The organism is Amycolatopsis nalaikhensis (genome assembly GCF_030264295.1).
GTDB classification, from domain to species: domain Bacteria; phylum Actinomycetota; class Actinomycetes; order Mycobacteriales; family Pseudonocardiaceae; genus Amycolatopsis; species Amycolatopsis nalaikhensis.
This window is the reverse complement of sequence record NZ_CP127173.1, coordinates 10,546,237-10,566,657: the sequence shown is the minus strand read 5'-3', so window position 1 is coordinate 10,566,657 and position 20,421 is coordinate 10,546,237. Positions and strand designations below refer to the sequence as shown.

The following is a 20,421-nucleotide window of genomic DNA, read 5'->3' as shown; positions in this document are numbered from 1 at the left end:
TGGCGCGGTGCTCAGCTCTCCGCGGGTTTCGTCCACGCCACCTGGACCAGCCCGGTCCCGTGCCGCCGGGACACCAGCGTCCCTCGGCCCGGCGGCTGCGGCGACGGCTTCACGTCCGCCAGCAACGCCCCCTCGTCCTTCGCCCCCGACATGATCAACCCCGGCGAGCCCAGCTCCCGCAGCCGCTGCAGCACCGGCTCGAACAACGCCCGCCCGGCCCCGCCGGATCCTCGCGCGATGATCACGTGCAGGCCGATGTCCCGCGCCTGCGGCAAGAACTCCAGCAACGGCTGCAACGGGTTCCGCCCGACCGTCGCCACCAGTTCGTAGTCGTCCACCAGCACGAACAGCTCCGGTCCGCGCCACCACGAGCGGTTCCGCAACTGCTCCGGCGTCACCGAAGGACCGGGCAAGCGGTTGCGCATGGCCTGAGCGCACTCGCCGATCAAGTCCGTCAGCTTGCCCTCCGCGCCCGCGTACCCCAGCAAGTGCGGCTCGGACACCGCTCCGAGCAACCCACGCCGGTAGTCCGCGACGATGATCGCCGCTTCCTCCGGGCTGTACTTCGACGTGATGCCCTGTGCCAGAGCACGCAGCAGCGACGATTTCCCCGACTCGACGTCGCCGAACGCCACGAAGTGCGGGTCCGCCGCGAAGTCCAGGTACACCGGCCGCAATGTCGATTCCGCGATCCCCAACGTGACCTGCTTGCCAGGCGCCGCGGGCAGCCCATCGAGGGGCACCTCCGGTGGCAGCAGCCGGACCTGGGGCGCGCGCGGGCCTTGCCACGCCTCGGAAATCCGGCGCACCAGGTCGACGCCGCCCGTGCCGATCGTCTCCGGGCGCTGGTCTCCGTCGATGCGGGGGAGCGCCGCCAGGAAGTGGAGCTTCTCCGCCGTGATGCCGCGGCCCGGGCGGTCGGCCGGGACGTTCACCGCCACCTTGCGGTCGATCGACGAATCCATCGGGTCGCCCAGGCGCAGCTCGAACCGCGTGCCGATCGCGTCGCGCAGCTGGGCGCGGACGCCGATCCACTGGTTCAGCGAGACGATCACGTGGATGCCGAACCCGAGCCCGCGCGCCGCCAGGCCGGTGATCTGCTCCTCCAGCTGCTCGTACTCCTGGCGGATCGTCGTCCAGTTGTCCACGAACAGGAACACGTCGCCGAACTCGCGGCCGTCGGTGCTCTCGGTCAGCTCGGCGCGGCGCGCGCGGAACGCCGCCATCGACTCGATCCCTTGTGCCGCGAAGAACTCCTCGCGCTGCTCCAGCAACGTCGTCAGCTCGGCGACCACCCGGCGGCAGCGCTGCGCGTCGCGGCGGGTCGCGTAGCCCGACACGTGCGGCAGCCCGGCGATCGGGGCCAGCGCGCCACCGCCCATGTCCAGGATGAACAGCTGCACCTCGGCCGGCGTGTGCGTCAGCGCGAGCATGCCCGCGATGTCCTTCATCAACGTCGACTTGCCGCTCTGCGGCGCGCCGACGATCAGCGCGTGCCCGCCCGCGCCGGAGAAGTCGGCCCAGTGCAGGTCGCGGCGCTGCTCGAACGGCTTGTCCACCAGCGCCACCGGGATCGTCAGCTTGCCGTTGCCGCCCCAGCCGAGCGGGCACAGGCCCCGCGCGGCGTCCTCGCCCAGCGGTGGCAGGAGCTGGTCCAGCGTCGGGGGTTCGGCCAGCGGCGGCAGCCAGATCTGGTGCGCCGCCGGGCCGCGGCCCTCCAGGCGCGACAGCATCGCGTGGATGATCGTCTCGCCGGTGCCTTCGGCCGAAGGCGCCGGAGCGACTTCCGTCGTCACCGGGATTTCCACCGGGGCCAGGGAAAACGGCAGCACGCCGAGCTCCTGGCCGTCCTCGCGGACGACCGTGCTGCGCGGCGGCAGCTCGCCGGAGACGTACGCCGCCTTGAGCCGGATCAGCGTGTCCGTGTCGGCCTTCAGGTACGCCGACCCCGGCACCGGCGGCAGGTGGTAGGCGTCGGCGACGCCCAGCACCGCGCGGCTTTCCGCCGCGGAGAACGTGCGCAGGCCGATCCGGTACGACAGGTGCGAGTCGAGCCCGCGCAGCCGCCCCTCCTCCAGCCGCTGCGACGCCAGCAACAAGTGAATACCGAGCGACCGCCCGAGCCGCCCGATCGCGACGAACAGGTCGATGAACTCCGGGCGCGCCGACAGCAGCTCGCTGAACTCGTCGATGATCACCAGCAGCGACGGGAGTGGGTCCAGCGGCGTCCCGTCCGCGCGGGCCTTCTCGTAGTCCCGGACCGACGCGTAGTTCCCGGCCGCGTGCAGCAGTTCCTGCCGCCGCAGCAGCTCGCCGTTGAGCGCGTCCGCCATCCGGTCGACGAGCGCGAGGTCGTCGGACAGGTTCGTGATCACGGCGCACGTGTGCGGCAGGCCGGTCATCCCGGCGAAGGTCGCGCCGCCCTTGAAGTCGATCAGCGCCAGGTTCAGCGTCTCCGACGAGTGCATCACGGCCAGCGCCGTCACCAGCGTCCGCAGCAGCTCGCTCTTGCCGGACCCGGTCGCGCCGATGACCAGCCCGTGCGGGCCCATCCCGCCCTCGGCCGACTCCTTGAGGTCCAGCTCGACCGGACGGCCGTCGGGGTTGACGCCCAGCGGGATCCGGAGCCGGTCGCGCGCGGCGCGCGGGGCCCACGTCACGGATGTATCGGTGTCGCGCGGGTCGCCGATGCCGAGCAGCCCGGCCAGGCCGAACGTCGACGACATCGGCTTCTCACCGACGACCGCGGCCGGGGTGTGCAACGGCGTCAGCATCCGGGCCAGGGCTTCCGCCGCGCCGCGGTCGAGGACGTCCGGGCGGCCGAGGAACCCGAGCCGCTGCTCGGTGGCGTCGCCGACGACCATGCCGAGCGAGTCCGGCGCGGTGTGCAGGCTCAGCAGCCGCTCGGTCGAATACGTCCGCGGGTGCTCGGACCCGATTTCGATCACCGTGACGCCGAGCCGGCCGTCTTCGCCGATCAGCCGGGGTTCGCCGTGCGCGTTGCCGCCGTCGACGACCACCACCAGGTGCGGCAGGTCGAGCTCGGCCGCGGCGCGGCGGCTGAACGCGGGCCGTTCGCCGAGGTCGGCGCCGAGCAGTCCGGCCAGGCCGGCCGCCGAGTCGGCCGCCAGGCGCCGGGAGCCGACGGCGTCGGTCGCGCCGGCCGCGGTCGCGTGCGGCAGCCACTTCGCCCATTCCCAGTCGTGCTGCCGGTCCGCCGGCAGGCACAGCGCGACGCGCAGGTCACCGGGGGAGTGGAAGGTGACGAGCTGGCACAGCAGCGCGCGCACCAGCCCGAGCACGTCCGGGCGCCGCCCGGCGACGGTCACCGCGGCGAACGAGCGCAGCGACAGGGCCACCGGCAGCCCGTCGACCGTCGAGTAGGTGCGGATGAAGTGCTTGAGGGCGGTGGAGGACACCGGATCCAGGTCCTCCAGCGGCACGGTCTGCGGCGCCTTCAACGGCGTCGCGAGCCGCTGCGGGCCGGTGCCCGCGCGGACCTGCGCGAACTGGGCGTCGGCGCGCCGGCGGTCCCACAGCTGCCCGGTCTCGACGTAGGCCCAGAGGTCGGCCGGGTCGGGCTGGAGCGCGATCATGGCCGCGCGCTGGCCGTCGGCGATGTCCCGGACCTGGGCCCGCAGGCCGGAGAGGTAGCGCTGGTAGTCGCGGCGCTCGTCGTTGATCTGCGCCTTCTTCGCCATCCCGCCGCGGCCGAGCGACATCACGACCATGCCGCCCATCGCGCAGACGAACAGGGCGCCGAAGATCCAGGTCATCACGCCGCCGTCGCGTCCGATGTAGACGAACGACATCGCGCCCATGCCGAGCATCATCGGCAGGAACATCATCAGCTGGACCATCCCGCCCGACGAGCTCTTCGGGAGCATCGGCGGCGACTGCAGCACGATCTCGGAAGGACGCTCGGGGGTGAGACTCATGCTTCAAGGCTCCAGCAGATCGGAAGGGCGCTGACCGGTATTTTGGCCACTCGCCGACCCGGCGCGGTGGGTACTTTTGCCGTCTGCCCGCTTCCGTGGCCGAACTTACGCTCAGCCGAGCAAGCCACCCGCGGAAGGAGAGCCATGGCCGGCGAGTACCGGGCTGAGCCCGAGGCGATGCGCTCCGCCGTGGGCAACGTCGGCGGCATCATCGCCCACGGCATCAACGCCGTCGCCGACCTGGAACGGCTGGTCGTGCAGCCGATGTCGTTCGCGACGTTCGGCAGCGCGGTGGCCGCCGCGAACGCGGCGCTGCACTCGGGCCAGGTCACCGCCGTCCGCACGCTCCTGCAGCTGCTGCAGCAGATCAACGGGCTGGTCAAGGCCAGCGCCGACGCCTACCAGGCGGCCGACCGCGACGTCGCCGACGGCTACGGCGGCGGGCACGCCCCGGTGAGCACGGCGTCGTCGATCTGGGGCAGTCGCACGCGTCCGAGCTGGCGACCCTGGCCATCAACGACAGCGCGGGCGCCCACGGCGAGCCGTCGTCGGTCGGGAACGTGCTGCGCTACCTGGGGGACGCGCGGCTCGGGCGGCTCGGCGACCACCCGATCACCGACGCCCGCTTCCACGGCGTCGCCGACTTCAACGACTGGCTGGCCGGTGACGCCGACAACCAGGCGCGGGTCGGGCTGATCGAGGTCTACGCGGGGACCGCGCGCACGTTCTCCGATGTGCCCGGCGGGGTGCACAGCGGGGACGTCGTGGTGGTCGAGCCGCTGCTGTTCTCCGACCGCCAGCCGGTCATCGGCGTCGCCGGCGACGGCGGCCGCCTGTACAACCACGGGCTCCTCGACGCCCGCATCGGCGGGCTGGCGAAGGTCAGCGTGTACCGGCCCGCTTCCGTCGTCTGATCGTCCGCTCTTCCAGAACTTGTGAGGTCGTCCGATGCTGACTTTCCCGAACTCCAGCGCGATGGACGCGACCGCGTCCTCGGGCGGGCCGATCACCATCCTGCCGCAGATCGTCACCGGCCAGCCGGAACAGATCGCCAAGCACGTGGCCGACCTGGTCAGAAAGGCCGAGCAGTTCCTCGGCATGTACAACGAGCTGACGAAGGCGGCCGACCAGCTGGGGAAGATCTGGTCCGGCGCGGCGAGCGAGTCGGCGCTGAAGAAGATCTCCGAGTCCCTCGACCAGCTCACGAAGATCATCAACGTCGTCCAGAAGGGCGCCGAGCTGCTCGGGGTTTCGGGCACGCTGATCAAGACGGCGCAGGAGGCCTACCGCGCGGTGGTCTCGGCGGTGAACCCGACCGTCGCCGCGCTGATGTCGAACTGGTGGACCTATGGCGCGGCGGTCGCTTTGTCGACCGCGACGAGCGCGTCGCTGCGGGCGTTCATCACCGCGATCGGCGCGCTGCTCAAGGCGCTCGGCGCGGTCGACCTGGCCCAGCAGGTCACCACGCTCGCGCAGGTCATCGGCGAGATCGAGAAGCTCTTCCACCACGGCTCCGGCAGCGCGGGCGCGACGACGCCGTCGATCGGGAACACCCCGGTCACGGCGCCCCAGGCCCCGCCGCCGGTGGCGAGCCCGTCGGGGCAGCAGGCGGTGGCGGGCGGGAGCGGCGGGGGGATCCCGCAGCAGCAGCCTTCGTTCACCGACTACACCCCGCCCGCGCTCGCCACCGGCGGCGGTTCCAGCTCTTCCGGCGTGCCCGTCTCCAGCACCGGCACCCCGCTGAACCCGTCCAACAGCTGGATCGCCGTCGACCCGGCGCAGAACGGCGCGACCGTGCCGACGCAGCCCGCCCCGGTCACGCAGCCCGCGCCCGCCCCGGCCCCGGCGCACGGCGCCGACGAGGTCGTCATCCACACGAACCTCACCACCGGTGAGTCCACTGTGGAGGCTCCGGGCGGGCAGGACTTCGACCTCGACATCGACCTGGACTACAACGGCAAGCACTTCAGCCAGCACGTCGGCTACGACGCGGCCGGGAACTGACCGATGTGGTCGTCGGGGGTGGTCGACGCGTCGGGGGTGGTCAGCTCCGTGCTGTCCGGGTACCGGCGCGTCCTCGTCGAATGCCGGAGACGCGTCACGGGTGATCCCGGGGCGCTCAGCGCCGCCTCGCAGCGCGTCGCGACCCAGGCCTCGACCGTCTCGGGCAAGGCGCGCGAAGTCGGCGACTCCGCGAAGAACCTGCACGCGGACTGGGACGGCGACGCCTACACCGCGTTCGCGACGGCGGTCCAGCAGCTCGGCGGAGAACTCACCGAAGCGGCGACGAAGCTCGACGACCAGGCGAAGCGGCTTGCGACGGCGGCGCAGCTGGTCCAGTCCGCGAAGGCGGCCGTCGACTCGGTGCTCGCGCAGTTCGACCAGTACGCCCAGCAGCTGACCGCACAGGCCCGCGCGGTGAACTCCGGCTCGGTCGGCGCGTTCATCCAGGCGGCGCGGCAGCTGGGCGAACAGAGCGTCGCCGCGGCCCGCCAGGTCGTCGACGAATTCTCCGACGCGCTCGCCGAGCTGTTCCCGCCCGAGGGCGTCGGACGGCTCGAGCACGAGCTGGGCAAGTGGGCGCGCGGCCCGCTGCACTGGCTCAACGGCGAGCCGCTGGACGGCCGGAAGCGGCCGCGGACCGTGCCGTCGTGGTTCGGCAACTCCGGCTGGAAGAAGCTGACCTGGGACGGGCTCGAAGGCACGCGTGCGCCGAAGAAGGCGGACACGCCGTTCGGGCGGCCGGAAGCCGAGGGGCTCAAGGAGAAGCTCGGCCGCAACACCGAGATCACGTACTACAAGTTCCAGCACGAGCAGGACGGGTTCTCCCCGGAGTACGACGGGAAGATCACGTCGAAGGGCTGGGACGTCGGCGCGTCCGGGCACGCGGAACTCGCGGCGCTGCACGGCGAAGCCGAGGCCAAGAAGGAGTGGGGCGTCGCCGAAGCGCACGCCAAGGGCACGGTGTTCGCGGGCGGCGAGGTCAGTGCGTCCGGCACGATCGGCGCGCACGGCGTCGGCGCGCACGCGAACGCTTTCGTCGGCGGGAAGGTCGAAGGCGAGGTCGCCGCGGACGTCGCGGGCATCGGCGTCGGCGCGAACGGGACCCTGCAGTACGGCCTCGGCGCGCAGCTCGACGCCCAAGCCGTCTACGACGCCGGGCACCTCAAGGTGAACTTCAAGGCGGGCGCGGCACTCGGCTTGGGGCTGGGTGTCGGCGCGAAGATCGACATCGACCTGCCGAAGCTCGGCCACACGATCGGCGAGTACGGCGGCGCGGCCGTCGACGCGGTCAGCCACGCGGCGACCGATGCGGCCGACGCCGTCGGCTCCGCTTGGGACGACGCCGTCGCGTACGTGAGGCTGTGATGACGCTTCCCCTCGACTTCGTGATCCCGGACGGCTGGACCGCCGTCGACCCCGGCGACTCGGGCGCGGTGTTCGTCGCCGTGCACGACGCCGCACCGGGCGAGTTCGTCCCGAACATCACCGTGAGCGTCCAGCAGCGGCCCGACGACGCGTCGATCGACGACATCGCCGCCGAAGCCGTCGAACGCCTCGCGCGCACGCTGGCCGGGCTCGACGTGCTGAGCCGCCGCGACGTCGGCGAGCCGGCCGCGCCCGGCGTCATGCAGCTACTGCGGCTTCGCACCGGCGAAGGCGACGAGCTGATCCAGACCCAGGTGCACCTGACGGTCCCCGGCGCGGTGCCGGCGGACCGGCTGGTGCTCGAGCTCGCCTGCACGGCCGCGCCCGCGACCGCGCGGCGGCTCGCACCCGGTTTCCAGCGGTTCGTGGGCAGCCTCCACGTCCGCCAGCACGAAGGGAAAGCACAGTGACCGATCCGTACGCGGTGCCGGACATGGACGAGCTGCTCGCGCAGGTGCGCAAGCAGACCGAAGAGGTCCAGCGGATCCAGCGCACGGTCGAGGCGATGGAGGTCAAGGCGCACTCGCGGCAGAACGAGGTCACCGTCACCCTCCGCGGCGACGGCCGGTTCACCTCGATCGACATCGACCCCCGCGCGATCCGCGAGTACGACGCCCGCAACCTGTCGGAGATCGTGCTGGAGGCGGTGAACGCCGGGCTGCAGAAGCTGGCCGAGGCGTCCAACGCCAAGTTCGCGCCGGTGATCTCGGCCGCGAAGAACGTCTGATGACGGCGTCGCTGACCGGGACGACGCGGCGGGTCACGGTGGTGACGCCGAGAGCCCGCGTCGACGTCGCCCTGCCGCAGCAGTCGACGTTCGCCGAGCTGGTGCCGCAGCTGGTCCGGCTGGCCGGAGCGGCCGGGCAGGCTTCGGCCGAGCACCCGGGCTGGGTGCTGTCGAGGCTGGGCGGCGCGCCACTGGCGCTGGGCTTGAGCGTCGCGGCGGCCCAGATCCGGGACGGCGAAGTGCTCCACCTGACCCCGCGGGAACGCCCGCGGGGTCCGCTGCTGTTCGACGACGTGGTCGACTCGATCGCGAGCGTCGCGGACACCACGGGCGGCTGGGGTCCGTCGGTGGCGCGCCGGTCGGGCCTGGTGGCGGCGGTGGTGCTGCTGCTGGCGGGCGGCCTGCTGGTGCAGGCGGCGGCGTCCGGCAGTGTGCTGGCGCCGATCGGAACCGGGCTGCTGGCCTTGGTCCTGCTGCTCGGCGGCGGCGCGTTGAGCCGGGCTTACGGCGACGCGGAAGCCGGCGCGGCGGGTGCCGTGGCCGGGGTCGGCGTGGCGTTGCTGGCGGGGATGTCGGTGCTGCCACCGCATCCGTTGTTCTCGTTGTCGGCGGGATCGCTGGCGGCCGGGTTCGCGGCGGTGACGGTGTACGGGGTCCTGGCGGCGGTGACGGTGGCCGACCGCCTGCCGTGGTTCGTGGCGATCACGGGCGCGGCGGGCTTCGGCGCGGTGACGTGCGGGGTGGTGCTGCTGGCGGGCGTGTCACCGCTGTCGGCGGCATCGGTGGTGGCGGTGCTGAGCACGGCGTTGGCGGCGGTGGCCCCGATGCTGGCGTTGCGGCTGGCCCGGTTGCCGCTGCCGCGCGTGCCGGACGACATGGAGGCGTTCCGCGCGGACGAACAGCCGTCGCTGGGGACCGAGATGATCGGCCGGACGTCACGGGCCCAGGCCGTGCTGACGGGGTTGCTGGTGGGGCTGGGCCTGGTGGTGCTGGCTTCTTCCGTCGTGCTCTCTTCCGGTGGGCCTTGGGAAGCGGGCCTGGCCGGGCTGCTCGGGGTGGCGTGGATCCTGCGGTCGCGGTCGTACGCGGGCCGGGCGCAGCGGCTGGTGCTGGTCGGGTTCGGGATCCTGGGGCTGGTGTGCGCCGGGGTGTGGCTGGTGGCGTCGGGCAACCGGACGGTGGTGTTCGCGGCCGGGTGCGCGGTGGTGCTCGCGGCGGTGCTGTGCCTGGTGTACGCGACGCGGGTGGCGCGCGGACGGCGTTCCCCTTACTGGTCACGGCTCCTGGACGTTTCGGAGTTCCTGGTGCTGCTGTCGCTGGTCCCGTTCGTGGGCATGATCGCGGGGGTGTACGAAGCCGTCCGCGGCTAGGCCGTACCTTGCTCGCATGACCGACTCCGATGCCAAGGACGATCTGCGGCGCTACCTCCAGGCGGCGCGCGACGCGCTGGTGTGGAAGCTCGACGGCCTTTCCGAGTACGACATGCGCCGGCCGATGACGCCCACCGGGACCAACCTGCTCGGCCTCGTCAAGCACATGGCCGGGGTCGAGCTTCGGGTACTTCGGCGACACGTTCGGCCGCAAGTTCCCGGAGTCGCTTCCGTGGTACGAAAACATGGACGCCGACCCCAGCGCCGACTTCTGGGCGTCCGAGGACGAGTCGCGCGACGACATCGTCGGGCTCTACCGGCGCGTCTGGGCGTTCGCGGACGAGACCGTCGAGTCGACTCCGCTGGACGCGGTCGGCGAGGTCCCGTGGTGGCCGCCGGAGCGCCGCGAAACGACGCTGCACCGGGTGCTGGTGCACGTCGTCGCCGAGCTCAACCGGCACGCCGGCCACGCCGACATCGTCCGTGAACTCGTCGACGGCGGTACCGGCCTGCGGGAGGGCGCGTCGAACCTGCCCGATCGGGACGCGGACTCGTGGGCGGAGTACCGCGAGAAGCTGGAGCGGGTCGCCCGCGCGGCCGGATCCGTGCGGTAGCGTCAGCTGTCGAGCGCGAGCGGGAGGGTCTGCCGGACCCCGGCGCCGTGCCGCCCGTGCAGCGGGATCGCCCACCCCGGCGCCGGAACCGGGGCACCCGGCCGAGCCCCGACCCGCACCGTCACCTCGGCTTTCTCCTTACCACCCGGCGTACGGCTGAGCGTGTACGAAGTCGCGGTGAAGGCCGCCCCCGGCACAGCCACATCCAAAACCCGCGGGGACCGCGCGGTGAAGCACATCTGCGAAGCCCCACCCCAAGTCCACGACCGCCACCCCTCAGGCGCCCCGGAAGCGGCCCCCTGAACCCCCAACGCCACCCGAAGCTCCTTCGCCAGCTCCCCGGCCTCGAGCACCGTGCTCTGGTACCCAGCCTCGGCCAGGGACCCCATCAGGCTCAACGCGGCCGACGCCGTGCTCCGCAACGCCCCCAGATCGCCCCCACCCCGGGCGAGAGCCGCAACGGGCGCCAGATCCGGCCGGTACCGCACCGTCAGCCACCGGACCCGCAGCACCTGATCGCCGCGCGGAATGGCCCACGTCAGCAGCTGCGCCGAAGCCAGTGGCACGTCCGTTCGCCGGTACGCCGCGCGCAGCAAGTCGACCAACGGCCCCGGCGCCCCCGCCCCGTGCGTCAGCCGCACGATCGCGCTCCACCCGCCGTCGACCTCCGCGACGCCGAAGCGGTTGCCCGCGCGATCGACGTGCTGGCGCACCTTCACCGGCCCGGCCACGCTGAACAACGGGTCCGGGCTCTCGCGGCGCGTGTCGTGGCGCCGCAGCCGGAACGCCGTCCACGTCACCGCCCAGCCCGCCAGGTGACGCCCGGCGAACCGCACCGACGTCAGCAGCACCAGGAGCCCGGCGGCCACGCTGACCGCGATCCGCGCCGGCTGCGTGACGCCGTCGACCAGCCACGCCAGCAGGACCGCGATCGCCGCGATCTCCCACAGCGCCGCCTGCAGCGGCCGGATCGGCGCCAGCCAAGGAATGGCGGGCCGGGACGGTGCCGGGCGGACGGTGCCGGCGGTTTCGACGGACACAGGCTCCCCTTTCCCCGGCCTGCGACGCTACTGCCTCCCCGGATGCCGCGTGGGCGTAAAAATTACCCTCGTCGCGGCCCGGTGCGGTGCTTAGCATCGAACGCTCGGAGGGACGACGCACACAGCCGGGGGCACAGCAGCGTGTGGACGCAGCGGGACCAGATCCAGGCGTACCAGTTCCTCCGCCGCAGGCTCGTCTCCGCGCTCGTCGCCGCCGACGCCAACCACCCCGTCTCGCCCAGCCGCCGGCTCGTGCTGGGGACCGTGCTGGGGCTCGTCGCCGCCCTGCTCGTCACCGCCGTCTTCGGGATCATCGGTCTGCTGAACCCCTCCGGCGGCAAGGACTGGCTCGAGGGCGGCAAGGTGATCGTCGAGGAGGGCACCGGCGCGCGGTTCGTGCTCGGCGCCGACGGCGTGCTGCACCCGGTGCTCAACTACGCCTCCGCGCGGCTGCTGGCCGGCGGCAACGGCGACGCGACCGTGTCCGTCTCGCCGGAGAACCTCGGCAAGGCCGGCCGCGGCACCCAGATCGGCATCCCCGGCGCCCCCGACTCGCTGCCCGCCCGGACCGCGCTCGTCACCACCCCGTGGACCAGCTGCAGCCGCACCACCCAGGACGCGCCCGCGTCGGCGGAACCGCGCACGGCCGTCCTGCTCGCCGCGCCCGCCTCCGGCGTCGAAGTGCCGCGCGACCAGGGCGTGATCGTGCGGCTGCCGCAGGGCGAGCGGTTCCTGCTCGCCGCCGGGCGCCGCTACCAGCTCAGCGACGAAGCCGCGGCCGCGTTGCAGTTCGACAGCTACCCGACGATCGCGGTGTCCGCGCGCTGGATCGACACCGTCCCGGCCGGGCGCGACCTCACCGCGCTGCCGGTCGACGGCGTCGGCGACCGCGGCCCGAAGGTCGGCGGTCGCGACACCCGCGTCGGGGAAGTCCTCGCCGTCGTGGACGCGATGGCCGCGCCCGGCACCGCGACGTCCTACTACGTCGTGCGCCGCGACGGCCTCGAACCGGTCGGCCAGACCGAAGCGAGCCTCCTGGTGACGACGGAAGCCAACGCGGCTGCCTACGAAGGGCCGCCCGCGCCGGTCGAGGTCCGCGCCGCCGACGTCGCCGCCGCGCCGAAGATCTCCGCCCCCCGCACCGGCGGCGCCGACCCGGCGGCCTACCCCGACCGCATTCCCGGGAAGGCGCCGATCACGGGGAACTCCGTCGCGTTGTGCGTTCAGGGCAGCCGGTTGCTCGTTTCGGCCGAATTCCCGCTTCCCGTTGGCGCGAAAGCAATCCAGGTCGCGACACGGACCGAAGCACGGGTGGCGGACGAGGTGTGGGTCCCTCCTTCGGGAGGCGCCGTCGTCGTCGAATCCGGTTCGGCCACCACGTATCTGGTGACCGACACAGGCCGGAAGTACCCGGTGGTGAACGCCCAGGCGTTGGCCGCGCTCGGCTACGGAGGCGTGGCCAGGCAGCCGGTCGCAGGTAGTTTGCTGGCATTGGTGCCGACGGGCCCCGCGCTGGACCCGGCCACGGCCGGGCGGCCGGCTCCGTCGGGTGGAACGGGGTGAAAGTCGTGCAGATGACAGAAGAGCGTTCGACCGACGACGAAGTGGGCCAGGGGCGGGTCCGGGTCGCGGTCATCGAGGACCACCCGCTGTACCGCGTTTCGGTGGAGCGCGTGCTCGCCGAGGCCGACTTCGTCGAGCTCGGCGCGGTGGTCGACTCGGTCGCCCGCTTCCACGTGCACCGGCAGCCGCCGGGGAGCGTGGTGCTGCTCGACCTGGGCCTGCCCGGGGTCGCGGGCGCGGCGGCGGTGCTGGAGGTCTGCGAGCTCGGCCACCACGTGCTCGTCGTCTCCGCCCAGGCGGAGCCGGAAGTCGTGCTCGGCGCGATCGCGGCGGGGGCCCGCGGGTTCCTGTCGAAGGACGTCGACGCCGACGAGCTGCTGATCGCGATCAAGACGGTCGCCGACGGCGGCGCGTACGTCTCGGCCGTGGTCGCCGGGATGATCATGAAGGACAACGCCGACCGCCCGCCGGCCGCGGCGGAGGTCGAGCTGTCGCCGCGCGAGGAGCAGGTGCTGCGGCTGGTGGCGGCGGGGGAGCGCGACGTCGACATCGCGCTGATCCTCGGCATCGGCGTCCGGACGGTGCGGGGCTACCTCGACCGCATCCGCGACAAGACCGGCGAACGGCGGCGGCCGGGCCTGGTCAAGGAGGCCATCCGGCGCGGCCTCATCGGCGGCTCGGGCCCGCGGCGCGGCGGCCGCAAATGAGCGACGAAGCGCCGTCCCCGCGGCGCATCAAGGTCGGCGTGATCGAGGACCACCCGCTCTACCGGTACGCGCTCAGCCGCGTGCTCACCGAGGCTCCGGACATCGAGCTGGGCGCGGTCGCCGACTCCGTGGCCCGGTTCGCGGTCCAGGACCAGCCACCGGGCAGCGTGGTCGTGCTCGACCTCAAGCTGCGCGGCGTCCAGGACGCGGCCGCGGTTCTGGAAGTGGGGCAGATGGGGCACAAGGTGCTGGTGGTGTCCGCGCACGCGGAACAGCCGGAGGTGCTCGGCGCGATGCAGGCAGGCGCGAAGGGGTTCCTGTCGAAGGACGTCGACGGCGACGAGCTCCTGCGCGCGATCCGCACGATCGCCGACGACAACGCGTACGTGTCGCCGACGCTGGCCGGGATGATCATCCAGGACAGCGAAGAGCGGCACGCGGGACCGAAGATCGTGTTGTCGGAGCGGGAAAAGCAGGTGCTGCGGCTGGTGGCGGCAGGCGAGCGGGACGTCGACGTCGCGGAGATCCTCAACATCAGCGTCCGCACGGTCCGGTCCTACCTGGACCGCATCCGCGACAAGACGGGCGAACGGCGTCGCGCGGGCTTCGTCCGGGTGGCGATCCGCGAGGGCCTGCTCCGCTAGCCCCGTCCCAAGCGCCCCAATGTGGCGTTGGGTGCGTCCAACGCACCCAACGCCACATTGGGGCGTCAGAGGCGGCGGTTGGCCAGGGCTCCCGTCGCCGTGCGGGCCTTGGCCGACACCGCCGGGTCGACGTCCACCACGAGCGTCTCCGGGCCCGCTCCGGCCGCCGCCGCGACCCGGCCGAAACCGTCCGCGACCAGGGAATACCCGATCCCCGTCGGCGCCTTCGGGTTGACCGAGAGGCCCGTCGCCGCGGGGTCGGCCTGGCCGCAGGCCAGCACCCAGCAGCCCGAGTCGAGGGCGCGTGCCCGCACCAGGACCTCCCACTGCTCGCGCTTGCCCTCGCCCGCGCCCCACGACGCGGGCAGCAGGACGACGTCGGCGCCGTCGTCGGCCAGTGCCCGGAACAGCTCCGGGAACCGCACGTCGTAGCAGGTCGCGACGCCGTAGACGACGCCGTCCAGCTCGAAGGTGGTCACCGCGGACCCGGGGGCGACCGTGTCGGACTCGGCGAAGCCGAACGCGTCGTAGAGGTGGATCTTGTCGTAGCCGCGGTGGTGCCCGCCGCCGGTGACCAGCAGCGTGTTGTGCACCCGGTCGCCGTCGGCCGGGGTGAACATCCCCGCGACGACCACCACGTCGTGCTCGGCGGCGACGGCGGCCACCGCCGAGGCCCACGGCCCGTCCAGGGGCTCCGCGACCGGCGCCAGCGGACGGCCGAAGCGGGCCATGGTCGCTTCGGGGAACACCACGATCCGCGCGCCGTCGGCCACCGCGGCCTCGACGCCGGAGCGAATCAGCTTCAGGTTCGCCTCCGGATCGTCACCCGAGTTGACCTGGCACAACGCGATTCGCGCCACCGCTGCCTCCTGCATGCTGGGATCGGCCGTCACTGGCGAGTATCGCTGAAAAGCCGCTGGGCGTGACCTCGTACCCTGGAGGGCATGTTGAACCGCACCGACCTGCGCGGGCAGGTCCCGACCGCCGCCGAACTGCGCGCGACGCTCCCACGCGCCGAATACGACGTGGACGCCGCGCTGCATCACGTGCGCCCGGTGGTCGAGGCGGTCCGCGACCGCGGTGTCGAAGCCGTCCTCGAGTACACGGAGAAGTTCGACAAGGTGCGGCCCGCCTCGGTGCGCGTGCCGCGGGAGAAGCTGACCGAGGCCCTCGCGGAGCTGGACCCGGCCGTCCGCGCCGCGCTGGAGGAGTCGATCACCCGCGCCCGGAAGGTGCACGCCGAGCAGCGCCGCACCGACGTCACGACCACCGTGGTCGAGGGCGGCACGGTCACCGAGAAGTGGGTGCCGGTCGAGCGCGTCGGGCTGTACGCCCCGGGCGGGCTGGCCGTGTACCCCTCGACCGTGGTGATGAACGTCGTCCCGGCGCAGATCGCCGGCGTCGGCTCGCTCGTCGTGTGCTCGCCGCCGCAGGCCGCGTTCGGCGGGCTGCCGCACCCGACCATCCTCGCCGCGGCCGAGCTGCTCGGCGTCGACGAAGTGTGGGCGGTCGGCGGCGCGCAGGCCGTCGCGCTGCTGGCGTACGGCGGCACGGACACCGACGGCTCCGAGCTTCGCCCCGGTCGACATCGTCACCGGCCCCGGCAACATCTACCTCACCGCGGCCAAGCGGCTCCTGCGCGGCCTGATCGGCATCGACGCCGAGGCCGGGCCCACCGAGATCGCCATCCTCGCCGACGAGACGGCCGACCCGGTGCACGTCGCCGCCGACCTGATCAGCCAGGCCGAGCACGACCCCCTAGCCGCGAGCGTCCTGGTGACCACTTCGCCCGAGCTGGCCGACGCGGTCGACAAGGAACTCGTCGGCCGCGTCGCGGCGACGAAGCACACCGAGCGCGTCGCCGAAGCGCTGGGCGGCAAGCAGTCCGGCGTGATCCTGGTGTCCACAGTGGACGACGGGCTGCGCGTGGTGGACGCCTACGCCGCCGAGCACCTGGAGATCCAGACGGCGAACGCGCGCGAGGTCGCGGCTCGGGTCCGCAACGCGGGCGCGATCTTCGTCGGCGCGTACGCCCCGGTGTCGCTCGGCGACTACTGCGCCGGGTCCAACCACGTGCTGCCCACCGGCGGGTTCGCCCGCCACTCCTCGGGCCTGTCCGTGCAGAGCTTCCTCAAGGGGATCCACGTCGTGGACTACTCCGAGGACGCGCTGCGCGAGGTCGCCGGCCGCGTCGTCGCGCTGGCCAACGCCGAAGACCTGCCCGCCCACGGCGAGGCCGTCAGCGCGCGCTTCGGAGGTTCGGTCCGATGACGATCGGCGAAGAGGTCACGCTGGACGAATTGCCGCTGCGGGAGGACCTGCGCGGCAAGACGCCGTACGGCGCGCCGCAGCTGGACGTCCCGGTCCGGCTCAACACCAACGAAAACCCGTACCCGCCGCCGCCGGAGCTGGTCGCGGACGTCGCGGAGGCGGTCCGTCTCGAGGCTGGCGAGCTGCACCGCTACCCGGATCGCGACGCCGTGGCGCTGCGCCAGGACCTGGCCGACTACCTGAGCGTGTCGACGCGGGTGGTGCTGTCGGAGGCGAACGTCTGGGCCGCCAACGGGTCCAACGAGGTGCTGCAGCAGATCCTGCAGGCCTTCGGCGGGCCGGGGCGCAGCGCGCTGGGCTTCGAGCCGTCGTACTCGATGCACCCGATCATCGCGTCCGGCACCCGCACCGAGTGGGTTCCGGCGCCGCGCCGCGACGACTTCACGCTCGACACGGTCGCGGCGGCGTCGGTGATCCGCGAGAAGCAGCCCGACGTCGTGTTCGTCACCAGCCCGAACAACCCGACGGGCGGCTCGATCCCGCTCGACGAGCTGCGCGCGGTGCTGGACGCGTCGACCGGGATCGTCGTCGTCGACGAGGCGTACGCGGAGTTTTCGTCGCAGCCGAGCGCGGTGCACCTGCTGGCGGACTACCCGGCGCGGCTGATCGTCTCGCGGACGATGAGCAAGGCGTTCGCGTTCGCGGGCGGGCGGCTCGGCTACCTGGCGGCGGCGCCGGCGGTGGTCGACGCGCTGCAGCTGGTGCGCCTGCCGTACCACCTCTCGCGCCTGACGCAGGCGGCGGCGCGCGCGGCGCTGCGGCACGCGGACGCCACTTTGGACAGTGTGCACAAGCTGGCCGCGGAACGCGACCGCGTCGTGGAAGCGTTGGCGGGGCTGGGTTACGACCCGGTGCCGAGCGACTCGAACTTCGTCCTCTTCGGACGCTTTTCGGACCCGCACGCCGCCTGGCAGTCCTATCTGGACGAGGGGGTGCTGATCCGCGATCCCGGCATCCCCGGGCACCTGCGCGTGAGCATCGGCACCCCGGAAGAGAACGACGCCTTCCTCGAGGCGAGTAAGGAAGTCTCGCGATGACCCGCATCGGCAAGGTCGAACGGACCACCAAGGAGTCCTCGATCTTCGTGCAGCTGGACCTCGACGGCACGGGCGAGGTCGAGATCTCCACCGGCGTGCCGTTCTACGACCACATGCTGACGGCGTTCGGCGTCCACGGTTCCCTGGACCTCAAGGTCGAGGCGACCGGCGACATCCACATCGACGCGCACCACACGGTCGAGGACACGGCGATCGTGCTGGGCCAGGCGATCCGCCAGGCACTGGGCGACAAGAGCGGAATCCGCCGCTTCGGCGACGCGTGGATCCCGATGGACGAAACACTGGCCCACGCGGCGATCGACGTCTCGGGGCGGCCGTACTGCGTGCACGTGGGCGAGCCGGAGCAGTTCAACACCTTCACGATCGGCAACAACTACCCGTTCGTCCTGACGCGGCACGTGTTCGACTCGCTGTCGTTCCACGCGCAGATCGCGCTGCACGTCCGCGTGATCCACGGCCGCGACCCGCACCACATCGCGGAGGCGGAGTACAAGGCGGTGGCGCGGGCCTTGCGCGCGGCGACGGAGCCGGACCCGCGCGCGGGCGGCATCCCCTCCACGAAGGGTGTGCTGTGAGCAACGGAGTCGTCGGCGTCCTCCTGCTGGCCCTCGGCGGATTCCTGGTGGGCGGGGTCTATTCGACCTGGAAGACGGCCAAGTTCATGGCGGTGGTGCTGGGCATCGCGGCGCTGCTCGCGGTGGGCGGCGCCATCTTCTGGTTCTCGAGCTGAATGCGATGAAGGGCACCCTCCGGGCTACAAGGCCCATGAGGGTGCCCTTCACGGCGTTGGCTAGCGGCTAGCGCCGACCAGCTCGCGGGGCTCGTCGCCCGGGGCGTCGAGGTGCTTCGTGAGCTTCTCGCCCTCGACGTCGACGTCCGGCAGGATCCGGTCGAGCCACTTCGGCAGCCACCACGCGCCGCGGCCCAGCAGGGACATCACCGCCGGCACCAGCGTCATACGGACCACGAACGCGTCCACCAGCACGCCGAACGCCAGCGCGAACCCGATCGACTGGATCAGCGTCGACTCGGCCAGCACGAACCCGGCGAACACGCTGATCATGATCAGCGCCGCCGCGACGACCACCCGCGCGCCGTGGCGGAAGCCGGTCACCATGGCCTCCTGCGGGTCGGCGCCGTGGACGTGCTCCTCGCGCATCCGCGTCACCAGGAACACCTGGTAGTCCATCGCCAGCCCGAACAGCACGCCGATCAGCAGGATCGGCAGCATGCTCATGATCGGCCCGGTCGACTCGACACCCAGCAGGTCGGTCAGCCAGCCCCACTGGAACACCGCGACCACCGCGCCGAACGTCGCCGCGACCGAGCCGAGGAAACCGATCGTCGCCTTCAGCGGCACCACCACCGACCGGAACACCAGCATCAGCAGCACGAACGCGAGCCCGACGATCAGCGCGAGGTACGGCAGCATCGCGTCCGACAGCTTCTCCGAGACGTCGATGTTCGCCGCCGTCTGGCCGGTGACCGCCAGCTTGGCGCCCGTCGCGTTCTCCAGCACGCCCGACTCGGCGCGGATCGCCGCCACCAGGTCCTCGGTCTGGGTGCTGCTCGGCCCGCTCTTCGGGATCACCGTCAGCAACGCCGTGTCACCGGTCTGGTTGACGCGCGGGGGAGTGACGGCGGCGACGTCGGGCAGCTTCTGGATGTCGGCGGCGGCTTGGCCGAGCGCGGCCTGGCGGTTGGTGCTGGCGCCGGTGTCGACGACGACCAGCAGCGGCCCGTTCGAGCCCTCGCCGAAGCTGCGGCTCGCGATGTCGTAGGCCTTCTTCTGCGTCGACTCGGGCGCCGCGGTGCTGTCGTTGGGCAGGCCCAGCTGCATGCCGAGCGCCGGCAGCGCGACGACGGCCATCCCGGCCAGCGCGACCAGCAGGACCGGGATCCGGTGGCGGGCGACGAACCGCGCCCAGCGCTCGCCGTGCGTCCGTTCGACCGGCTTGCGGCGCAGCCGGATGCGGCCGCCGGCCACCCGGTGCCCGGCGAACCCGAGCACCGCGGGCAGCAGCGTCAGGGCGATGAGCACGGCGATCGCGACGGTCACCGCGGCGGCGACGCCCATCTGGCCGAGGAACGGGATGCCGACGACGGTCAGCCCGGCCAGCGCGATGATGACGGTGAGCCCGGCGAACACGACGGCCGAACCGGCGGTGCCCGCGGCGCGCCCGGCGGCTTCCTCGGGGTCTCGGCCGACGCTCAGCTCGTGCCGGTAGCGCGACACGATGAACAGCGCGTAGTCGATGCCGACGGCCAGCCCGATCATCAGCGCCAGGATCGGCGTGTTGGAGTTCAGCTCGGTCACGCCGGAGGCGAGCAGGATGCCCGCCATCCCGATGCCGACCCCGATCAGCGCGGTGAGCAGCGGGATCCCGGCCGCGAGCAGCGAGCCGAAGGTGATGATCAGCACGACGGCCGCGACCGCGACGCCCAGTCCTTCGGTGGCGCCGGTGGCCGGGATGCCCTGCACGGCGTCACCGCCGAACTCGACGGTGAACCCGGCGTCGCGGCTCGCGTTCGCGGTGTCCAGCAGGGCCTGGCGGTCCTCGTCGGTGAGCTCGTACGCCTTCGCGCCGTAGCTGACCTGGGCGAGGGCGACGCGCCGGTCGGGTGAGATCGACTGCGCCTGGAAGGGGTCGACGACGGCGGCGACCTTCGGCGCCGTCTTCAGCTGCGCGACCAGCGCTTCGACGGCGGCCTTGCCCTTCGCGTCGGTCACGGTGGTCCCGGCGGGCGTCTCGATGACGACGCGCGCGGTGGCGCCACCGGCGTTGGCCTGCGGGAACTTCTCGGTCAGCTGGTCGATGGCCCGCTGCGACTCGGTGCCGGGGATGGTCACCGAGTTCGACAGCTGGCCCGAGAGCGTCAGCGCGCCCAGCCCGAGCGCCACGAGGACGGCCGCCCAGACGGCGGCGACCAGCGCTCGCCGTCGGTAGGACAACCGGCCGAGCCGGTACAGGAAGGTCGCCACGAGTCAGCTCCGTTTCG

Annotated in this window: 15 protein-coding genes and 3 pseudogenes; 14 read left to right on the top strand and 4 right to left on the bottom strand. The window is 72.5% G+C overall.

Going from position 1 to position 20,421, the window contains the following annotated elements:
- Positions 1-11: 11 nt before the first annotated feature.
- Complete coding sequence (gene eccCa / locus QP939_RS51260; protein WP_285454259.1) at positions 12-3,938, bottom strand: type VII secretion protein EccCa; 3,927 nt, start codon at positions 3,936-3,938, stop codon at positions 12-14.
- Positions 3,939-4,082: 144 nt separating this feature from the next.
- On the opposite strand from eccCa, the pseudogene QP939_RS52135 reads away from it, so the two are divergent.
- The 7 genes and pseudogenes from QP939_RS52135 (at position 4,083) to QP939_RS51220 (ending at position 10,078) form a co-directional block, all read left to right on the top strand.
- Positions 4,083-4,852 (top strand): annotated as a pseudogene (locus QP939_RS52135) (WXG100 family type VII secretion target).
- A gap of 34 nt (positions 4,853-4,886) precedes the next feature.
- Positions 4,887-5,942: a WXG100 family type VII secretion target gene (locus QP939_RS51245; protein WP_285454256.1), complete on the top strand. Its 1,056-nt coding sequence runs from the start codon at positions 4,887-4,889 to the stop codon at positions 5,940-5,942.
- Positions 5,943-5,945: 3 nt separating this feature from the next.
- Positions 5,946-7,307, top strand: coding sequence for a WXG100 family type VII secretion target (locus QP939_RS51240; RefSeq protein ID WP_285454255.1), 1,362 nt, complete (start codon positions 5,946-5,948; stop codon positions 7,305-7,307).
- On the top strand, positions 7,307-7,777 hold the full coding sequence (locus tag QP939_RS51235) for a hypothetical protein (RefSeq protein ID WP_285454254.1): 471 nt from the start codon (positions 7,307-7,309) through the stop codon (positions 7,775-7,777). The genes QP939_RS51240 and QP939_RS51235 overlap by 1 nt, the downstream gene beginning before the upstream one ends.
- Entirely contained in the window at positions 7,774-8,094 is a 321-nt protein-coding gene (locus tag QP939_RS51230; protein ID WP_086674669.1) for a YbaB/EbfC family nucleoid-associated protein, read from the top strand. Before QP939_RS51235 ends, QP939_RS51230 begins: the two co-directional genes overlap by 4 nt.
- Positions 8,094-9,464, top strand: a complete 1,371-nt coding sequence (gene eccD, locus QP939_RS51225; RefSeq protein ID WP_285454253.1) for a type VII secretion integral membrane protein EccD — start codon at positions 8,094-8,096, stop codon at positions 9,462-9,464. Before QP939_RS51230 ends, eccD begins: the two co-directional genes overlap by 1 nt.
- Positions 9,465-9,480: 16 nt before the next feature.
- A pseudogene (locus tag QP939_RS51220) lies at positions 9,481-10,078 on the top strand (DinB family protein).
- Between the two features lie 2 nt (positions 10,079-10,080).
- On the opposite strand, the gene QP939_RS51215 reads toward QP939_RS51220, so the two are convergent.
- Positions 10,081-11,118: a type VII secretion protein EccE gene (locus QP939_RS51215; protein WP_285454251.1), complete on the bottom strand. Its 1,038-nt coding sequence runs from the start codon at positions 11,116-11,118 to the stop codon at positions 10,081-10,083.
- 141 nt (positions 11,119-11,259) lie between these two features.
- On the opposite strand from QP939_RS51215, the gene eccB reads away from it, so the two are divergent.
- Genes eccB through QP939_RS51200 form a run of 3 tightly spaced genes read left to right on the top strand, consistent with a single transcriptional unit; the run spans position 11,260 to position 14,032 of the window.
- The gene (eccB, locus tag QP939_RS51210) at positions 11,260-12,681 is read left to right on the top strand and encodes a type VII secretion protein EccB (RefSeq protein WP_285454250.1); all 1,422 of its coding nucleotides are present in this window, start codon (positions 11,260-11,262) and stop codon (positions 12,679-12,681) included.
- Between the two features lie 11 nt (positions 12,682-12,692).
- Positions 12,693-13,388 (top strand): response regulator transcription factor, encoded by a 696-nt coding sequence (locus tag QP939_RS51205; protein ID WP_285454249.1) that lies wholly within the window; start codon positions 12,693-12,695, stop codon positions 13,386-13,388.
- Positions 13,385-14,032 (top strand): response regulator, encoded by a 648-nt coding sequence (locus tag QP939_RS51200; RefSeq protein ID WP_285454248.1) that lies wholly within the window; start codon positions 13,385-13,387, stop codon positions 14,030-14,032. The genes QP939_RS51205 and QP939_RS51200 overlap by 4 nt, the downstream gene beginning before the upstream one ends.
- Before the next feature lie 65 nt (positions 14,033-14,097).
- On the opposite strand, the gene QP939_RS51195 is transcribed toward QP939_RS51200, so the two are convergent.
- Complete coding sequence (locus QP939_RS51195) at positions 14,098-14,892, bottom strand: carbon-nitrogen hydrolase family protein (protein WP_285454247.1); 795 nt, start codon at positions 14,890-14,892, stop codon at positions 14,098-14,100.
- 84 nt (positions 14,893-14,976) lie between these two features.
- Here QP939_RS51195 and hisD point away from each other — a divergent pair.
- From hisD to QP939_RS51175, 4 genes and pseudogenes are all read left to right on the top strand, one after another.
- Positions 14,977-16,303 (top strand): annotated as a pseudogene (gene hisD / locus QP939_RS51190) (histidinol dehydrogenase).
- A complete protein-coding gene (locus tag QP939_RS51185; RefSeq protein WP_285454246.1) occupies positions 16,300-17,400 on the top strand; it encodes a histidinol-phosphate transaminase in 1,101 nt (366 codons plus the stop codon). Before hisD ends, QP939_RS51185 begins: the two are co-directional and overlap by 4 nt.
- Positions 17,397-17,996 carry an imidazoleglycerol-phosphate dehydratase HisB gene (hisB, locus tag QP939_RS51180; RefSeq protein ID WP_285454245.1) on the top strand — a complete coding sequence of 200 codons (600 nt, stop codon included), beginning with the start codon at positions 17,397-17,399 and terminating at the stop codon, positions 17,994-17,996. Before QP939_RS51185 ends, hisB begins: the two co-directional genes overlap by 4 nt.
- A complete protein-coding gene (locus QP939_RS51175) occupies positions 17,993-18,151 on the top strand; it encodes a hypothetical protein (RefSeq protein ID WP_285454244.1) in 159 nt (52 codons plus the stop codon). Before hisB ends, QP939_RS51175 begins: the two co-directional genes overlap by 4 nt.
- Before the next feature lie 60 nt (positions 18,152-18,211).
- Here QP939_RS51175 and QP939_RS51170 read toward each other — a convergent pair whose 3' ends face one another.
- Positions 18,212-20,404, bottom strand: a complete 2,193-nt coding sequence (locus QP939_RS51170; RefSeq protein ID WP_285454243.1) for an MMPL family transporter — start codon at positions 20,402-20,404, stop codon at positions 18,212-18,214.
- Positions 20,405-20,421: the final 17 nt, after the last annotated feature.